Source organism: Priestia sp. KCTC 13724 (assembly GCF_056820425.1).
In genome coordinates this window covers 25,177-44,394 of the sequence record NZ_JBXDLD010000018.1, presented here as the reverse complement: position 1 = coordinate 44,394, position 19,218 = coordinate 25,177, and the positions used below count along the sequence as shown (strand labels likewise).

Annotated in this window: 16 protein-coding genes and 1 other annotated feature; of the genes, 3 read left to right on the top strand and 13 right to left on the bottom strand. The window is 39.1% G+C overall.

What is annotated here, in order from left to right; translation table 11 throughout:
- Window positions 1-25 precede the first annotated feature (25 nt).
- Entirely contained in the window at window positions 26-589 is a 564-nt protein-coding gene (locus tag AC1UFB_RS02565) for a hypothetical protein (RefSeq protein ID WP_139109170.1), read from the top strand.
- 30 nt (window positions 590-619) lie between these two features.
- On the opposite strand, the gene AC1UFB_RS02560 is transcribed toward AC1UFB_RS02565, so the two are convergent.
- The 5 genes from AC1UFB_RS02560 to AC1UFB_RS02540 form a co-directional block, all read right to left on the bottom strand.
- Window positions 620-1,177, bottom strand: a complete 558-nt coding sequence (locus AC1UFB_RS02560; RefSeq protein ID WP_061785209.1) for a DUF420 domain-containing protein — start codon at window positions 1,175-1,177, stop codon at window positions 620-622.
- A gap of 116 nt (window positions 1,178-1,293) precedes the next feature.
- On the bottom strand, window positions 1,294-4,092 hold the full coding sequence (locus AC1UFB_RS02555) for a VWA domain-containing protein (RefSeq protein WP_198511862.1): 2,799 nt from the start codon (window positions 4,090-4,092) through the stop codon (window positions 1,294-1,296).
- Between the two features lie 125 nt (window positions 4,093-4,217).
- Entirely contained in the window at window positions 4,218-5,519 is a 1,302-nt protein-coding gene (locus AC1UFB_RS02550) for a bifunctional folylpolyglutamate synthase/dihydrofolate synthase (protein WP_482588449.1), read from the bottom strand.
- A gap of 145 nt (window positions 5,520-5,664) precedes the next feature.
- Complete coding sequence (locus tag AC1UFB_RS02545) at window positions 5,665-5,826, bottom strand: hypothetical protein (RefSeq protein ID WP_156413431.1); 162 nt, start codon at window positions 5,824-5,826, stop codon at window positions 5,665-5,667.
- A gap of 118 nt (window positions 5,827-5,944) precedes the next feature.
- Entirely contained in the window at window positions 5,945-8,590 is a 2,646-nt protein-coding gene (locus AC1UFB_RS02540; protein WP_025908548.1) for a valine--tRNA ligase, read from the bottom strand.
- 82 nt (window positions 8,591-8,672) lie between these two features.
- Window positions 8,673-8,916, bottom strand: a binding site (T-box leader).
- A 179-nt stretch (window positions 8,917-9,095) separates the two neighbouring features.
- Here AC1UFB_RS02540 and AC1UFB_RS02535 point away from each other — a divergent pair.
- Window positions 9,096-9,299 (top strand): hypothetical protein, encoded by a 204-nt coding sequence (locus tag AC1UFB_RS02535; RefSeq protein WP_025908549.1) that lies wholly within the window; start codon window positions 9,096-9,098, stop codon window positions 9,297-9,299.
- A gap of 244 nt (window positions 9,300-9,543) precedes the next feature.
- Here AC1UFB_RS02535 and ysxE read toward each other — a convergent pair whose 3' ends face one another.
- The 8 genes from ysxE to hemA form a co-directional block, all read right to left on the bottom strand.
- The gene (ysxE, locus tag AC1UFB_RS02530; protein ID WP_100346762.1) at window positions 9,544-10,590 is read right to left on the bottom strand and encodes a spore coat protein YsxE; all 1,047 of its coding nucleotides are present in this window, start codon (window positions 10,588-10,590) and stop codon (window positions 9,544-9,546) included.
- Window positions 10,591-10,691: 101 nt separating this feature from the next.
- Complete coding sequence (gene spoVID / locus AC1UFB_RS02525) at window positions 10,692-12,185, bottom strand: stage VI sporulation protein D (protein ID WP_482588446.1); 1,494 nt, start codon at window positions 12,183-12,185, stop codon at window positions 10,692-10,694.
- Between the two features lie 121 nt (window positions 12,186-12,306).
- Window positions 12,307-13,596 carry a glutamate-1-semialdehyde 2,1-aminomutase gene (hemL, locus tag AC1UFB_RS02520; RefSeq protein ID WP_061785023.1) on the bottom strand — a complete coding sequence of 430 codons (1,290 nt, stop codon included), beginning with the start codon at window positions 13,594-13,596 and terminating at the stop codon, window positions 12,307-12,309.
- A gap of 16 nt (window positions 13,597-13,612) precedes the next feature.
- Window positions 13,613-14,593: a porphobilinogen synthase gene (hemB, locus tag AC1UFB_RS02515; protein ID WP_062686611.1), complete on the bottom strand. Its 981-nt coding sequence runs from the start codon at window positions 14,591-14,593 to the stop codon at window positions 13,613-13,615.
- Between the two features lie 13 nt (window positions 14,594-14,606).
- A complete protein-coding gene (locus tag AC1UFB_RS02510; RefSeq protein WP_025908554.1) occupies window positions 14,607-15,392 on the bottom strand; it encodes a uroporphyrinogen-III synthase in 786 nt (261 codons plus the stop codon).
- A complete protein-coding gene (hemC, locus tag AC1UFB_RS02505; RefSeq protein ID WP_025908555.1) occupies window positions 15,392-16,324 on the bottom strand; it encodes a hydroxymethylbilane synthase in 933 nt (310 codons plus the stop codon). Before hemC ends, AC1UFB_RS02510 begins: the two co-directional genes overlap by 1 nt.
- A gap of 15 nt (window positions 16,325-16,339) precedes the next feature.
- Window positions 16,340-17,173, bottom strand: a complete 834-nt coding sequence (locus AC1UFB_RS02500; protein ID WP_025908556.1) for a cytochrome C assembly family protein — start codon at window positions 17,171-17,173, stop codon at window positions 16,340-16,342.
- 13 nt (window positions 17,174-17,186) lie between these two features.
- Entirely contained in the window at window positions 17,187-18,527 is a 1,341-nt protein-coding gene (gene hemA / locus AC1UFB_RS02495) for a glutamyl-tRNA reductase (protein ID WP_138116574.1), read from the bottom strand.
- A gap of 203 nt (window positions 18,528-18,730) precedes the next feature.
- Between hemA and AC1UFB_RS02490 the strand changes: the two genes are divergently transcribed.
- Window positions 18,731-19,216: a LiaF transmembrane domain-containing protein gene (locus AC1UFB_RS02490; RefSeq protein ID WP_100346759.1), complete on the top strand. Its 486-nt coding sequence runs from the start codon at window positions 18,731-18,733 to the stop codon at window positions 19,214-19,216.
- Window positions 19,217-19,218: the final 2 nt, after the last annotated feature.

Sequence of the window (19,218 nt, the reverse complement as noted above, 5' to 3'; positions counted from 1 at the left end):
AAAGAATATTGTGGTAAAAAACAATTTGACGATTACAGGTAATACGGATGTTTCAACCGCCGAAAAGGAAATTGGGATGTTTGATTCCATTGTCTATACAGGTGGAGAGGTTAAAATTACCAATGTTAGTATTGAAGGCTTTAATTATAGTAATGAAGGAAAAAAAGGAATGCTGATTTTACTTGCTAAAGGTCCTATTAATTTAAACCGAATTAATGAGTTTACAACGTTTAATGACGAAGAAGAACAAAGAGTCAATTTCAAAAACTTAAAAGATCAACAGCAAGATGTATTCTCGCTGTTACAAGGCTTTTTCTATACGGAATCTTCAGCTGAGCTTTACGGCGTAGGCTCACTGTTTGCCATCGACGGTGGAATTTTCTCTCAGGGACCGCTGACGGTTAATGCTGTGAGAGGTAACGTAGAAACTGAAAAAGACATCGACCGATCTAGTACCTCACAAGTAGGAAAGTATTCTCGCTTTAACGTTCTTTATGACCGCAGCGTCTTATTAACAAAGCTTGAATCTCTACCGCTTGTTGATACGCTTCAAGTAATACCAGAAGCAACCATTCAACCGCGAAATTAAAAAAATCTTCTCCGTCAGGAGAAGATTTTTTTAATAATAAGGTGCCATAAATAGGTATACAAGCACACCTGTAAAGCTTACATATAGCCAAATCGGCATTGTCCAACGAACGATTTTTTTATGCTTAGTTACTTGCATCGTCCAACCCCAAACCGTTGAGAACAGCGCAAGTGGAACAACTACGGCCGCTAAGAAGCTATGAGTAATTAAAATAAAGAAATAGATTGGGCGAATAATTCCTTCTCCACCAAACGTTGCTGTTTCTGTTGACATATAGTGAAACGTCAAATAGAAAACAAGGAACAATAGTGTCGAAGAAAATGCCGCTAAAATAAACCCTTTATGAGCTTTAATGTTTTTCTTTAAAATTGATACTAGTGCCGCTACAAGAAAGATAAAAGTAAAGCTGTTTAATATTGCATTTAATCGCGGAAAGATTGTTAAATCAAAGTGAACCTCTCCTTGATAACCGATTGGTGAAAAGAACAGTGCTAAGATAATTGCGTTTGCAATTAATGAAACCGTTAAGATAATGCCCGTATAGTTTTTATTACTAGTCGGCACTATTTTCTCATTTTCCTTACTCATTTTCACAATCTCCTTACGTTTGGATTCATGTCAATTATATATCAGTTTTCCCATTGATTAAAGTGACAATACTTTGAACAGCAAAAAGCCGCGATGCTTAGCATCACGGCTTTCACTCACCACTTCGCCCCAGATCCATCTGTTCCTTGTCTTTTTTTCACGATAACGATCATACTAGAGCTAACCCTTGTTCCGTCTTGTTTCACTTTTGCTCCAGTTGCCACCACAGATCCATATCCTACTTTTTTGGCCACAATAAACATGCTGTTATCTTTAGATACAATGCTAAATGACGGGTTATCCTTTGGCTCAGTAACAATACTTTCAATCACCTGACGATTTAGTAGCGTATCTAAAAGCCCACCATTACGATAAACAAGTAAATCTTTTATATTGCGCTCTTCTCCTGGTTCCATCATAATCGAAGGATATTTAAATTTAAAATCATCAAGCACTTGTACTGGAACTTCCTTTTTCACAGCTCCGTCTACTGATTCTACTACAACAGTCGTATTTCCTGGTGCCACACCAATAATTCCATATTTAGATGAACCCGTTACGAGTATATCTTTTTTAACAATCCCCGTATCAGAAATCATCCATTTAACATCTTTATTCGTGGCATCCGCTGGTGAAACAGATGCATTTAACGTTATTTTTTCACCAACAAACAGCGTCACGCTAGCTGGATCAACATTAATATTGTCAACTAACTTCCGAATAGTTACTGTCTGAGTAACCTCTTGATTAGCTTTTGCAAAACCACCCGTTGCACGAACTTTAATCGTTACTTCTCCTACTTTATCAACGGTAACTTCATCTTTTTGTTGAAAGGTTGTCCAACTACCGTTGTTGACCTTATATTCATACGTTACACCTTCTCCTGGAATTAAATCCACTAACGAGAACTTTACTTTTTCCGATGACACACTACCGTTTTTAATCACTTCGTTTGAATCTTGACCTCTTATTTCAAACGAAGGAACAAGCTTCAGCCGCTTTTTTGTGTCATTGCTATACGTTACGTCAATTGCTGTTTTATCACCTGTAAATACCATTGACTTAATTGGCTGAGCTAACTCTTGTTCTCCACCTTTTAGCTTAATTGTTTGAATAAGCGTATTGGTATTTTTTGTTATCTTTTCAATGTTACCATATGCATCCCCACTATATTTCTCAAGGGTATCTTCTAATAAAACCTTCGCGATAATTGGTAATTTTGGAGCTGTTAAAATGACGCTTCTTGCTCCTGCATTACTGTCATTATACGAGACAGTTGGATTCTGGAACGTTTGATTCATTGCCCAATTTGCTTGAAGTTTAATCGTTTGCGTTAGCTTGTTAATGCTAAACGAACCATTGTTATAGGGAATATCCGTAAACGTTACTTCAATGAGATTTCCTTTCACGCTGACGTTTGAAGGCGGATTAACAACCGTTATCCCTTCAGGAAGAATCTGCGTTAGTTTAATAGTTTGCAGCGTGCCTCGATCAGCTTTTTCTAAAGTTGCATCAGGTGTAAGCGTATAGATTAAATCAAATTGGTTAGATTCGCTATTTCGATCTTCTTTTTTAATAAGCCGACCTACTTTGTTTGTATCTAAAAAACCAACCGTTCCTTTAAACGTTGGAGCAATTTTATCCTTGATTTCAACCTTTACTGCATCGTGCTTTTTCAAAATGGAACTACCGCTTAAATTTTTATAGGATAACGAGACGTCTGAAAAATTATACGTTCCTTTAGTATCAAACGTAAGGGGTAGGGAATACGATGTCGCAGAAGGCGTTTGACCTAATACATACGGAACGTCTTTTAAATTAATCATCGCATAGTCACCGTCCATATACGCATTCGCATTATCGGCTAACTTCACTTTTCCAGGAAACGACGTTCCGCTTCCCTGAATTTTCACTTTCACTTGCACGTCTTTCATTGCATATTGCCCAATTTCAGTCGTAATGCTTCGAAATAAATCGCTTAGGTTGCTTGTATCACCTTGATAGGCTTTAGAGCCAGTAGTTTCTGAGAGCTTAGTTAAATAGTTCATGTCTAACTCTTGATTTGTTCCAAAACCTATAGAGTAAAGTTTGACCTTTTGATTGGCTAGACTGAGAGCTTGATTAGTGCTCAAGTTTTTAATAATCGATTGTGGAGTTCCAGATGTATTAACATATATTCTATAGCCATCATCATCTAGTATATACGCATCTTGTGAACCATTGGTATATACATTGTAATATACCGTTTTATGACTATTAACCCTTACATAGTCATACTTACAATATCCCCAAGAGTTACATTTGCGAACGTTACCGGAAAAGTTAAAATACTTTTCTTCCTGAGCTTGGGTAGGAAATCCATCTGTGAGAAAGATAATATATTTATCATTCTTTGAATCTTTTAAGATATCACCTGCTCGTTCAAGTGACTGTGCATAGTTTGTTCCTCCATCAGCCGTCATACTTTGAACCTTTTTATTAATGGCTTGAAGATCGGAGGTTAAAGAAATAACATCCTTTACGTCCGTATCAAAAGTTACCAGTCCAAACCGATCATTCGCTAAACGATTTGCTTGAAAAACTTTAACTGCTTCATTCATCGCTTTCTTAGCATCATCTAACTTATTTCCATATAAAGGACCCATCGATCCGGATTTATCAAGCACAAACACCACGTCTAAAGGCTTTCTAAGCTCATTTGAAATATCATCAAGCTTTCCTTCTGGATTAAGCGTAATATTTAAATCTCCCTGTGCATCAGCACCTAAAGGCTTTAAAAACTCTTCTTTTGACGGGCTTATGTTCACATTTAAAGCAGGAGTACTGCTTGCAGCTTGTCCTTGTAGAGGAACGAACGTACTGAACAACAAGATTGCAATAAAGAATCCTATCCACTCACCTATAACTTTGGTCATAGTATCTTTTATTCATCTCTTTAGTATATTTTACCATCATTATAATAAAAATAGTTCTTTATTCACAGTGTCGTTCACGAAATATTTTAAATAAAAAAGCAAGCCGTTCGGTGACGACTTGCTTTTTAGGCGCGTAATAAGAATGATCGAACTTCTGAAATAAAGTAAAGTGAACCTGTAATGACGATTAAGTCATTTGGTTTTGCATGGTGTAAAAGAGCTTGTTCAATTGCTTCTTGCCACTGTTCATTCACTTTTTTACTAGGGTGCTTACTGAGTTCATATAGCTCTTGTCCTGTTCTCGCTCTTGGAAAATCAAACGATGTAAAGGTAATACTTTCAGCAATACCTTCTAAACTTTTCACCATTTCTTTACCACTCTTGTCATTTAGGCAGCTAAAAATGATGTGAATCTGCTTGTCTTCATAGTGAAGACGCAGCGTACTTAGTAGGCTTTTTACACCTTCTTGGTTATGGGCACCATCAATGATAACTAGTGGAGAATCACTCACTTTTTCAAAGCGTCCACTCCAGCGTGCTTTTTTTAACCCTTCTGCTAAATCAGCTTGAGAAAGCTGTAGTTCTCCTTTTTGTCCTAACAGCTCTAAAGCTCGAACCGCTAAGGATGCGTTTTTCACTTGATGATAGCCAAACATGCCAAGTTCAAGGTTCTCATAAGTATGGATAGGTGTTTGTAATGTAAAGGCTTCGCCATTTTCTAAAGCACTGTAACTTTCAATTGTAAACTCACTGCCCAAACGATCTAGCGACGCCTCATGGTCACGAGCTATTCCTTCAATTACTTCTATCGCTTCTTTTTGTTCTACACCCGTTACTAAAGGCACGCCTCGCTTAATGATGCCTGCTTTTTCAAACGCAATCTTATCTACCGTATTCCCTAAAATAGCCATGTGATCAAAGCCAATATTCGTAATAATGGTTAACAGTGGTTCAACGACATTTGTTGAATCGTATCGACCACCAAGTCCAGCTTCAACAAGAACATAATCAACGCGGTTATGGTAGCCAAAATATAAAAAGAACATGAGCGTAATAACTTCAAACTCAGTCGCAGCGCCAAATTCTGTCTCTTCTACTCTTTCTACAACTGCTTTAACTTCTTGTACAAGGCGAAGCATTTCCTCATCTGAAATTGGCGTTCCGTTTATGCTAATTCGCTCATTAAATGTTTCAATATAAGGAGAAGTAAATGTGCCTACATCATACCCTGCTTCTTGGAGCATATAGCGCAGATACGTAACGGTTGAGCCTTTTCCGTTTGTGCCCGCAATATGAATAGCTTTTATATTTTGATGGGGATAATCAAGCTGTTCAAGCATCCAGTTCATTCGCTCTAAGCCAGGCTTCATGCCAAAATGTAAGCGATTATGTATCCATTGTAAGGCCTCATCATATGTTTGTATCATCACGGTCACCCTTCTTTTTGTATTATGATTATTATAGCGAATGCAACAGTAAAAATCGAATGAACTTAAAAGTCTGGTTGTGGTTCCGTTATGTATACAAAAGAGTTTGGGACATAACAAAATGATTGCTTCTAAAAGACGAACACTAGCTGTTCCCATCTCTTTGGTTTGTCTCAACACGTTCGTTCCATTGCGCTACGGCCACTCGCTTTCCGCGGGGAGGAACCTGAGCTTCCTCGCTGCGCTGCGGGATCTCCGTTTTCCCTCTCTTTCCCGCAGGAGTCGAGTGTCCTACGCTCCATTCCACCCTGTTTCCAACATTATTTTCACAATCAACAAAAAACCTGAACGATTAAAAGTGAGAAACTCTCAATCGTTCAGGTTTATCATTGGCTGAATTACTTATGTCCCAGCCTCTTTTTCTATTATTCCCCGCGCAATTCGACAATACGCGCTTGAACAGCTTCACGTTTTTCAACATAATCCTGTTCTTTTTGGCGCTCTTCTTCTACTACTTTTGCCGGTGCTTTTGCGATAAAACCTTGATTTCCAAGTTTCTTTTGAACACGCTCCACTTCTTTATTCAGCTTATCGTATTCTTTTTCAAGGCGCGCAATTTCCTCTTCAATGTTAATTAACCCTTCAAGAGGTAGAATTAATTCAGCTCCTGTTACAACAGCTGTCATTGCTTTTTCGTCTAAAGAGATTTCCGTAGAAATTGCAAGCTCACTTGGATTACAGAATTTCTCGATGTATGCACGATTTTTCTCAAGCTGCGCTTGAATCGCTTCATCTTTTGCTTTAATGAACAAGCGTACTTGCTTGCTCATTGGCGTATTTACTTCCGCACGAATATTACGCACTGAACGAATGATGTCTACAAGTAAGCGCATTTCGTTTGCCGCTTCTTTATTTGTTAGCTCTGGGCGTACTTCTGGCCATTTCGCTACCGTAATTGATTCGCCTTCATGCGGCAAGCTTTGCCAAATTTCCTCGGTAATAAACGGCATAAATGGATGTAAAAGTCGCATTGTGTTGTCTAACACATACGCTAAGATTGAACGAGTTGTTTTCTTAGCCGCTTCGTCTTCTCCATATAGAGGTAGCTTTGCCATTTCAATATACCAGTCGCAGAAGTCATCCCATATAAAGTTATAAAGCACGCGTCCTACTTCGCCGAACTCATATTTATCAGCTAGCTTCGTTACGCTTTCAATTGTTTCATTTAAGCGTGTTAAAATCCACTCATCCGCTACTGATTTCTCACCTGACATATCAAGTTCTTCAAACGTAATGCCATCCATATTCATTAATGCAAAGCGAGATGCATTCCAAATTTTATTAGCAAAGTTCCAAGTTGCTTCAACCTTTTCAAAGCTAAAGCGTAAATCTTGTCCCGGTGAACTTCCCGTTGATAAGAAGTAGCGAAGTGAATCGGCACCGTACTTCTCAATCACTTCCATCGGATCTACACCGTTTCCAAGAGATTTACTCATCTTACGGCCTTGCTCGTCACGTACAAGTCCGTGAATTAATACGTCGTCAAATGGACGCTTGCCTGTAAATTCAAGACCTTGGAAAATCATGCGAGATACCCAGAAGAAGATGATGTCATAGCCCGTTACAAGCGCATTTGTTGGATAGTAGCGCTGGAAGTCAATCGATTCCACGTCCGGCCAACCCATCGTTGAAAATGGCCATAAAGCTGAACTAAACCACGTATCAAGTACGTCTGAATCTTGCTCCCAATTTTCAATATCTGCTGGAGGCTCATGATCAACGTGCACTTCTCCAGTTTCTTTATGATACCAAGCTGGAATACGGTGTCCCCACCAAAGCTGACGTGAAATACACCAGTCGCGAATATTCTCCATCCAGTGTAGGTACGTTTTTTCAAAGCGATCTGGAACAAACTGAACCTTTTCTTCGCCTTTTTGAAGTTCAACTGCCTGATCAGCCAGCGGCTGCATTTTCACGAACCACTGTGTTGATAAGTAAGGCTCGACTACAGCTCCACTACGTTCACTGTGACCTACAGAGTGCATGTGATCTTCAATTTCAAATAAAATGCCATCTTCTTGTAAATCTTTTACGATTTGTTTACGACATTCAAAGCGATCCATACCTTCATATTTTCCTGCTTTGTCGTTCATTGTACCGTCTTGATTCATCACAAGAATGCGTTCTAAATTGTGGCGGTTCCCAATTTCAAAGTCGTTTGGATCATGAGCAGGTGTAATCTTCACAGCGCCTGAGCCAAACTCCATGTCTACATAATCGTCACCAACGATAGGAATTTCACGACCTACAATCGGAAGCTTAACTGTTTTACCAATTAAATGCTTATAGCGTTCGTCTTCAGGATGAACAGCAACTGCCGTATCACCTAGCATTGTTTCCGGACGTGTTGTTGCAATTTCAATATGCCCAGAACCGTCGGCAAGCGGATAGCGCATATGGTAAAATGCACCTTGCACATCCTTATAGATAACCTCAATATCAGACAGGGCTGTTTTTGTTGCTGGATCCCAGTTGATAATATATTCACCGCGGTAGATTAAGCCTTTTTTATATAGCTTAACAAATACTTCACGAACGGCTTTTGATAAGCCTTCATCTAACGTAAAGCGCTCGCGAGAATAATCTAAGCCAAGGCCTAGCTTGGACCACTGCTGACGAATAAAGCTGGCATATTCTTCTTTCCACTTCCACGTTTCTTCTACAAACTTCTCACGCCCTAAGTCATAACGGCTTTTTCCTTCTTGACGAAGCTTTTCTTCTACTTTTGCTTGCGTAGCGATACCGGCGTGATCCATTCCAGGCAACCATAGAACGTCATAGCCCTGCATGCGCTTCATACGCGTTAAAATGTCTTGTAACGTTGTATCCCAAGCATGCCCTAGATGAAGTTTACCCGTTACGTTTGGCGGTGGGATCACGATTGTGTAGGGCTCTTTCTCAGCATCGTTTGTTGCTTCAAAAAACTTCCCATCCAACCAATATTGATAGCGATTTTCTTCAACAGATTTTGGGTCATACTTCGTTGAAAGCTTTACTTCCTGTTCTGACATACTCTGTACCTCCATGTATAATTTCTTATATAGCTTTCGATATGCGAAAGCTCGAATGAACATAAAAAAACTCCTTCTTCCATAAAAGGACGAAAGGAGTTGATTTCGCGGTACCACCTTTTTTTATAGACTTCTCCCGTAAAGACGTCTATACACTTCATTTCATAACGGTTCATTAACCGGTTTCTTCTACTTAGACCAAAGTCTGTTCAAAAAAACTACTCATAGGCGACCTTCCAAATAAGCTTTCCTAAGAAATCTTTCAGCTGCTGATTTCTCTCTCTAAAGGTGCTTTATTTTGTACTCTTCCTACTCACTGTATGTTCATATGATTTTCTCTTAATTATACTATATGAAAAAATATGAATTCGTCAATAATCTTCTCCATTTTTTCTCATTCTATTCACAAACACGCCAGATCTTACGAAAAAAACTGAACACCTAGCGCCCATGATTCATACATTATTATGTAACGGCCTGCAAGCAGGAAAGGAGAATATGAAGTATGAAAAAACGAATTAACTTACAGTTTAACTCTTATCAAGTACAGCGCTGGTTTAAAACGATTGGCGCAGCGTGTGCCCAATTCATCATTCCCCTGACGATTATTCAAGGAATTCGAACGCTTTTTTTCCCCACCACGTTCGATGTTTTCCTTCTTGCTATTTTTTCACTCATCACCATTGTTCTCTATCTAGAATGGATGTAAAAAAGAGTTTGGGACATAACAAAATGATTGCTTCTAAAAGACGAACACTAGCTGTTCCCATCTCTTTAGTTTGTCTCAACACGTTCGTTCCATTGCGCTACGGTCACTCGCTTTCCGCAGGAGTCGAGTGTCCTACGCTCCATTCCACCCTATTTCCAACATTGTTTTCACAATCAACCAAAAAACCTGAACGATTAAAAATGATGAACTCTCAATCGTTCAGGTATAGTAGAGGCTGAACTACTTATGTCTCAGTCTCATTAGCAGCCGCTTCTGCTGCTATTTTTTTCTGTTGATCTACTTCAAAGATTTTAATATTGACCTGTTCAATATTTTTTGTTAGCCAGTATGCTCGAATCAACGATTGCATATGTTCAAGCTCAGTTTTATACCGCTGGTGACGATACTGCATGATGCACTGATATAAAGGTTCTGGAAAAGCAAGATATGAATGCAAAAGTAAACGTTCCTCTTCTCTCAGTGCAAAATGCTTCTCGTATGTTGCGAACCATTCATAGCTATCTAAGCTCGTTAATGGATATGTGCGTAGCGTTCGCAAATAAAATGAGACAAGATCATGAATCGGTGAAGCCTCACGCGCTTGCTCTAAATTAATAAAAAAGCCATTCCCGCGTTCATCGTATAAAAAATGCTTTGCCGACAGCTTTCCATGAATCGTCACAAGTCGGATTTTTTCTTTTTCTTCCATTTCGGTGTTCCATTCATCTAACCGACTAAACCCAAATTCCATAGCCCGCATCATTTCATAATACACGGTACAAAAATGAAGTTCAAAAGGGGACATATACACCTTTTTTTCACATTCCATTACATACTCTTCAAGCTCTTTTTGACGGTCTTCCCACGTTGTTTTTAATCCCGTATAGTGCGTTTCAATATCTTTCTTTTTAACTTCAACTTCTTTTGAAGAAGTACCATGAAGCTTTGCTAACTCTTGAAATAATTTATGATATCTTACATCCCGTTCGTCAGAAGGTGTATTAGGAAGCCAAGGCATCAAATAATAACCTTTGTTTTGGTGGGTTACCACAGGCGAACCTTGCCTGGATTGATAAATAGGGACAAACCCCATCCATCCTTTATGCTGAAGATTTTGAAGACTTCTAATAAAATCATGACTTCTAATTTCAGCTTCCTCTACTTCTTTTAAGGCATAGACTCCGCTTTTGGTATAGACTTTCTTTACCTTCCCGTAGTCTTCGATAAAATCAATTTCAAGCTGATACTGCTTTAGGAGTTCATGATAATTAACAGGGTCCTGATAGTTCATACTCACACCTCTTTGTTACTTTCTATGCATTGAACATTCATTTATACACAAAGAAAACAGTTAAGACGTAGCAGAAGTCAAAACTGTTTTCTATTGCTATTTTAGTTAACAGGAATGTTTAGGATGCTTCCTTCTTCTAACTCTTGCTCGTCTTCTAAATCATTTACTTTTAAAAGACGCTGTACGTTTGTATCATAGCGTTCAGCAATCGTATCAAGCGAGTCTCCACTTTGGACAATGCATAAGCGCCATGTCGCTTGTTTCTCTTCCTCACGAGAAAATAGCTTTGTTAAATACAGCGCATTTTCCGCACGGTTTGAAGCCGATTCCTCTTCCTTTCGAAACTCTACTACAATTTCATTTTCTTCCTGCTCTTTTTCTTCATAATGTGCTATCTCCGTTTCTTCTTCGCCCCAACTGGACGCATCTTCACGTGCTTGAAACAGCTCAATTACATTATCTTCGCGTTCTTCTTCCGCTTCTTCTTTTTTCACTTCTACTTCAAACGGTTCATACACATCTTCTTCGTACTTTACTAACGTTTCTTTTGGTTCTTCTTTACGGAAAACGGACGAAAAATAGTTCTGCACCTCAGCATCTTTTTCAACTTCCTTTACGTCCACTTCTTCCTCAACAGAAGCGTTACGATAAGAAACTTCAAGCTCTTCTTCATGTTTTGCTTCTTCTTCAACAGAAGTATTACGGTAAGGAACTTCAAGTTCTTTTTCTTCTACTTCTTCAACAGCAGTGTTGCGGTAAGAAGCTTCAAGCTCTTCTTCATGTTTTGCTTCTTCTTCAACAGAAGTATTACGGTAAGGAACTTCAAGTTCTTTTTCTTCTACTTCTTCAACAGCAGTGTTGCGGTAAGAAGCTTCAAGCTCTTCTTCATGTTTTGTTTCTTCTTCAACAGAAGTATTACGGTAAGGAACTTCAAGTTCTTTTTCTTCTACTTCTTCAACAGCAGTGTTGCGGTAAGAAGCTTCAAGCTCTTCTTCATGTTTTGCTTCTTCTTCAACAGAAGTATTACGGTAAGGAACTTCAAGTTCTTTTTCTTCTACTTCTTCAACAGCAGTGTTGCGGTAAGAAGCTTCAAGCTCTTCTTCATATTCTGCTTCTGGTTCTTCAATTTCTGCCCAACCTTTTTCCTCTTCTCTTACGTGACTTTGCTGTTCACCGTAAAGACCCGTAATCGATAAATCCGCCATTAGCTGTAGGCAATCCGATTCTGGTAACTCATAATCAAATAAATCAATTGATACATAAACATCTTCCATATTCTGAATACGATTTTTAGGAATCGTAATGTCAACAGGGAAGGCATGTGATAGTTCAGCTGTACCATCTTCTCTAACAAGCACTGATTCAACGTGCTTTTCGTTTGTATATTCGCGCAAAGAGTGTGCTTCCTCTTCTAACGTTTCATATTCACCTGTTAGCAATAAAGCTCCACGAATGGAGACATATTGATCATATTCTTGGATTGCGACCTGAGGCTCTAAGGAGATTGATAAAAGCTGAGACACTTCCTGTCCCTTTTGAAACCATACTGATTCTTCTACTGAAAAACGCAGACCCGATAAATTATCCTGCGACAAATTGCTCTCCCCCTTCCAACACCTTACAAAATAGCGTTGTCATTAAAGATGTATGAAAGTGAAAAATAAAATATGTCTTTAAAAGCAAAAAAGCTTACGTTTATCACGTAAGCTCTTTGGATTATGAACGAAGTTTAGCAAAGGCTTTTTCAGCAGCTTGGATTGTAAATTCAATATCTGCATCCGTATGAGAAGTCGATAAAAACATACCTTCAAATTGAGAAGGTGGTAAAAAGACTCCTTCATTCGCCATTTCACGATAGTACTTGCTAAAGTATTCAAGATTTGATGTTTTCGCTGTCTCATAGTTAATTACGTCTTCGTTTGTGAAGAACAAGCCAATCATAGAGCCAGCTCGATTAATTGTATGAGGCACTTCATATTTTGCCGCGGCTGCTTTTAGACCTTCTTCAAGGCGATCTGCTTTTCTAGAAAATTCATCATACGACTGTGGCGTTAACTGCGTTAGCGTCTCATAACCTGCCGTCATGGCAAGTGGGTTTCCAGAAAGCGTACCCGCTTGGTAAATTGGACCACTCGGTGCTACTCGCTCCATAATCTCCGCTTTACCACCGTAAGCACCAACCGGAAGGCCACCACCAATTACTTTTCCTAAGCAAGTTAAATCAGGCGTTACGTTATAGTAACCTTGCGCACAGTTATACGCTACTCGGAAGCCTGTCATCACTTCATCAAAAATTAACAGTGAGCCATAGTCAGATGTAATTTCACGAAGCCCTTCTAAAAATCCAAGCTGAGGTGGTACTACTCCCATATTACCAGCTACTGGCTCAACAATAACACCCGCAATATCTTCACCAAACTGCTCAAACGCATACTTTACGCTTTTTAAATCATTATAAGGAACCGTAATCGTATTTTTAGCAATTCCTTCTGGTACACCAGGGCTATCTGGTAAACCCAGTGTTGCAACACCCGAACCAGCTTTAATTAACAATGAATCGCCGTGCCCGTGATAGCATCCTTCAAATTTTAAGATTTTATTTCGATTCGTATAGCCACGAGCTAAGCGAAGAGCACTCATCGTTGCTTCCGTTCCAGAACTCACCATACGAACAATTTCAATTGAAGGTACACGTGAGATTACTACTTTAGCTAATTCGTTCTCAATTAAAGTTGGAGCACCAAAGCTTGTTCCAGACTCAGTTACTTTCTTAATTGCTTCTACCACACGATCATTTGAGTGACCATGAATTAATGGCCCCCAAGATAGGACGTAATCTACATATTCATTTCCATCAATATCGTAGATTTTCGCTCCTTTTCCACGTTCCATAAAGATAGGATCCATATCTACAGATTTAAAAGCACGAACTGGGCTATTTACTCCGCCCGGCATTAGTTGCTTTGCTTGAAGAAAGGCTGCTTTTGATTTTTCATAACTTCTCATCGAACAAACACTCCTTTTAGTTATCTTTTAGCCAGCGAACAGCATCTTTCGCATGATACGTAATGATTAAATCTGCTCCAGCACGCTTCATACTTGTAAGCTTTTCTAGCACAATCTCTTTTTCATTTACCCATCCATTTTGTGCAGCTGCTTTAATCATGGAGTATTCTCCACTTACGTTATAAGCCACGACAGGTAGGTTAAAGTTATTTTTTACATCACGCATAATATCTAAGTAAGAAAGCGCTGGTTTTACAATTAAGAAGTCTGCACCTTCGGCTACGTCAGAATCCGCTTCACGAAGAGCTTCTAAGCGATTGGCTGGGTCCATTTGGTACGTTTTACGATCTCCAAATTGCGGAGAAGAATGTGCTGCATCACGGAAAGGACCGTAGAAAGCTGACGCATATTTTACAGCGTAAGACATAATAGGAATATCTTCGAAACCAGCTTCGTCTAAACCATGACGAATAGCCGCTACGAACCCATCCATCATGTTAGAAGGTGCAATGATATCAGCGCCAGCTCTTGCTTGACTAACCGCTGTTCTTGCTAGCAAATCAAGCGTTGGGTCATTTAAGATTTTTCCTTCTTCAATAATGCCACAATGTCCATGATCGGTATATTGACATAAGCAAGTGTCTGCAATAACGACAAGTTCAGGGAACTCTTCTTTAATTTGACGAATTGCTTTTTGAACGATTCCATGATCATGATAAGCTTGCGAACCAACAGCATCTTTTTCAGCTGGCACGCCAAAAACAATAACGGACTGAATTCCCAAATCGACAAGCTCCTGCATTTCTCTACTTAATAAATCAAGCGATACTTGATCTACGCCTGGCATGGATTGAACTGCATTGCGCTTATTTTCTCCTTCAATTACAAAAATTGGATAAATAAAGTCTTCCGGCTGTAAGTGCGTTTCGCGAACAAGTGCACGCATGCTATCTGAACGTCTTAGACGACGATGACGATTGAATTGTAATAATGTCATGAGAAAATCCTCCTTAATTGTTACCTTTAAAATAATCTACCATTTTCTCTATCATACCATTAATTGTATACTCTTCTGGAACGATGTGCTCAATTTCATATTTGGCAGCAGTTTGAGCGGTAATAGGTCCTATACACACGACCACTTTTTCGTTTATAACCGATAGCCAATCTTGTTTTGAATCCATCATATCAACAAAGAAGTTAACGGTAGATGAGCTTGTAAACGTAATGATATCCGCTTTCTCAACCGCGTGCTGAAGCTCATTCCTGGATGCTTTATTTTGAACCGTTTCATACATCACCAGGTCCGTCACGCTATACCCTTTTTCATCAAGTCCTTGTAAAAGAATAGGACGTGCTAGATTCCCTCTAACAACAAGGACTTTTTCATGAGGTTTAGCCTCCTTCATGAGTGCTTCTAGCAGTGACTCTGCTATGTACTCTTCAGGAGTTACGTCTGGCTTTATCCCACGTTTTTTGAGTGCTTCACCTGTTTTTTTTCCAACAACAGCGATCTTACAGGATTTAGCTAAACCACTGTTTATATTTAATAGATTAAGCCACTGAAAGAAAAACTCGACTCCATTTTGACTTGTAAAGATAATCCACTGATATGTATGAAGCTGTTCAAGCACTCTCTGTATGTACGTACGATTAGCTGCTGGTACAAAAGATAAAACAGGCACCGTTAAAGGAATACCACCTACAGCTTGTATTGCAGCAGTAAAGCTTTTGGCTTGCTCCGCTTGGCGCGTAATCAACACTCGTTTTAAAAAAAGAGGAGCCTGTTGACTCATTAACTGTCCAGCTCCTCTTTTACACGATCAATTAATTCTTTAGCTCCGTTGGCAGTTAAACGACGTGCAGCTTCCTCTCCAATTTCTACGGGGTTTGCACCAGCAAGCGTTTCTTGATAAATTTGTTGACCATCTGGAGAAGCAACAAGCGCTGTTAATTGTACATGCCTATTCTCTACTACGTGAGCATAGCCTGCAATCGGAACTTGACAGCCGCCTTCCATGCGCTTTAGAAACACGCGCTCTGCTTGAACTGCTAAGCTTGTGTCCTCATCGTTTAGCATATGTAGAAGTTCAAGTAGCTCCTTGTCATCTGAACGACATTCAATCGCTAAAGCTCCTTGACCAACCGCTGGAACACTTAAGCTAGGGTTTAAATACTGCGTCACAGTGTCTTTAGACCAACCCATTCGTGATAGACCAGCTGCAGCTAGAATTATTGCGTCATATTCTTCTGTTTGTAGTTTGTTTAAACGTGTATCGATATTGCCTCGAATCCATTTAATTTCAATGTCTGAACGCTTTGCAAGAAGCTGTGCACCACGTCGTAGGCTACTCGTTCCAATGACAGCTCCACTTGGCAGCTCTTCAAACGTTTTTCCGGTCTTTGAAATGAGCACATCTCTGTGGTCTTCACGCAGCGGAATGCATCCAATTGTTAACCCTTCAGGTAAAACAGCCGGCATATCCTTCATGCTGTGAACGGCCATATCAATTTCTTTTGACAATATTGCTTGTTCAATTTCTTTTACAAATAAGCCTTTTCCGCCTACCTTAGAAAGCGTTACATCTAAGATTTTATCTCCTTTTGTGACAATTTCTTTAATCTCAAACTCAAAAGGAAGACCTTGTTGTTTCAACTGTTCGATAACCCATTTTGTCTGTGTTAATGCTAGCTTGCTTCGGCGTGAGCCGACAATAATTTTCCGCATGTTGTCCTCCTAGTTTTACGACTCCCAAAAATGAAAGTTTGACAAACTTCCAAATAAGAAAAAGTTAATCAATAAAATTAAAAATAATGCGATGTTCCAAATAGCTATTGCCCGACCTTGAATTCCTCTTCTCAAACGCACATACAAGTAAGCGCTATATGCAAGGAGCATAAAGAACGAACCTAATACCTTTGTATCATACCAGTGAAAATCGACTACTTTAATATACGCCCATATTAACCCAAGCATCAAGGAAAGCAACAATAGAGGTACACCAATTAAGATCAGTACGTACGACAGATAATCCAGCTTCGTTAAATCCTCAATGCGCATCAGTCGCTTGTTCCATTTTTTCTTTTTCAGCAAATCATACTGTACAAGGTACAAAGCTGAGAAAACAAAAGAAATGGAAAAAGCTCCATAAGATAAAATAGCCATTGTGATGTGAAAAATTAAAAGTTCTGATACCAATCGTTCTGCTTCAACCGACGTTTGTGTTTCCATTGGTGCAAACGTATGAATCGCCATGATTAAAAAGCCAATCGCATTCGTAAAGAACACGACAAAATCAACTCTAAATAAACGATTGATGACTAACGATAGCGTAATGAGCACCCACGCATAGAAGTACAGGCCCTCTGAAATTGTTAAGATTGGGACTCTACTGGTTTCCCACATTCGTAAAAACAAAAAGATTGTTTGTAAAAACCACACAATAGAAAGTAACCAGAAGGCTACTTTATTTGCCTTCCGGTTATGCTGTACAAAGTCAATGAAATAAAGCAAAACACTGACCGCGTATAAAATTACAATTAATTCATAAATTCTGGTCAATGAGATATCAACCATATCAAAGCCTCACTTACGACTGGTAAGCTACTTGTTGAGGAGTTACGGGTAGCTCATGATGAGATTCTTTTTGCTTTTGAGCTTCCACTTCTTGTTCAATATTAAAAATCTTCATGAACAATTCTAACGACTCTTCAGCATGCTGCTCTCCAGCCAGTTCTTTTGCATGTAAAATCGGATCTCGCAGCAATTGATTTATGATGCTTTTCGTATGTTTGTTCAGCACTTTTCGTTCACGCTCAGACAAATTCGGAAGCTTGCGATTAATACTAGCCATCGTATCAGCCTGAATAGTTAGTGCTTTCTCACGAAGAGCTGAAATAACAGGCACAACCCCAAGACGACCTAGCCACATTTTAAAATCAACAATTTCAGCTTCAATCATTAACTCGATTGTTTCAGCAGCCTTTTTGCGTTCTTGTAAATTCGCATCCACAATCCCTTGTAAGTCATCAATATCATATAAAAAGACGCTATCAAGCTCTGCAAGTGCAGGATCCAAATCACGCGGAACCGCGATATCAACCATAAAAAGAGGTCGTCCTTTGCGCATGCGCTCTACTTGCTTCATCATATCTTTTGATACGACAAACGTACTAGCTCCCGTAGAGCTAATTAAAATATCAGCTTCAATTAACGCACATCGAAGTTCGTTTAGCTGTTTCGCTTGACCAGAAAAGCGCTTAGCAAGTTCTTCTGCTTTTTCGAATGTACGATTTACAACCGTTACTTTTTGAGCACCGCTGCCGTATAAGTTCTGCAAAGCAAGCTCGCCCATTTTACCTGCACCTAGAATAAGCACATGCTTCGATGACAGATCACCAAAAATTTTTTTCGCTAACTCAACCGCAGCGTAACTCACTGAAACAGCATTGGCTCCAATCTCTGTCTCGCTGTGCGCACGCTTGGCTAGTGTAATAGCTTGCTTAAACAATTGATTAAATACCGTTCCAATTGTTTGATTTTGTTGAGCAAGTAAAAAGCTTGAACGTACCTGTCCAAGAATCTGTGTTTCACCTACAACCATTGAGTCTAACCCACAGCTTACTCGATACAAATGCTCAATAGCACCATCGTTTTCAGCAATTGTTAAAAAAGGTGAAAACTCGTCTTTATCTAGTTCAAACCACTCTGCCAAAAAGGCTTTTACATAGTAACGCCCTGTGTGTAACTGATCCACTACTGCATAGATCTCCGTACGATTACATGTTGACACAATAATGTTTTCTAAGATACTCTTTTGACTACTTAAAGCTTTCATTGCAGAGCCTAACTCTTGTTCTTTAAAGCTAAGCTTTTCCCTTATTTCAACAGGGGCTGTTCGATAATTTAAGCCGACTGCTATAATATGCACTTGTACATACCCCCTTCAATAAAAAATTAAATTACTGTCCTTTTATCTATCTTTATTATAACATGTTTCCCTACTCGTTCTTAAAAAAAATGTGAACAGTCTTTGAAAACATGTGTTAAGATATTAACGATTATCCATAACAAATTGTATCAAAAAAGCAGTGATTTATCACTTTTCCTGTTTAATCACACCAGGAGGTTACGATGAAGAAACAGTCAATTTTTTTCGGAGTTTTATTAGTTGGATTTGGAATCTTTTTTCTAGTAGACGAGCTTAACTTAAAAATCGCAGAACACTTATACACCTGGCCTCTCCTGCTCGTTTTAGTCGGAGTTGCGCTTGGGGCACAATGTCACATTTCGCAAGACTATTCTAACGTACTAGCAAGCTACATATTAATTACATTAGGCGGTCATTTTTATGTAAGTGACTGGCTGCCGTTCTGGCCTCAACATACTAGCATGGTCATTTTAATGATTGCACTGAGCTTTTTACTGAGTGCGAAAAAGAGTAAAACCGGCCTATTTCAAGGTATTCTTTTATTACTCATTGCGCTGTTTATGATGTTTTCAAATAATTTAAATCAGTTTGCCCCAGCGGTTGAAAACGGTGTGAATTACCTAGCTACCTTTTGGCCTATTCTATTCCTACTCATTGGCTTATATTTATTATTTTTCAAACGTAAGTAATA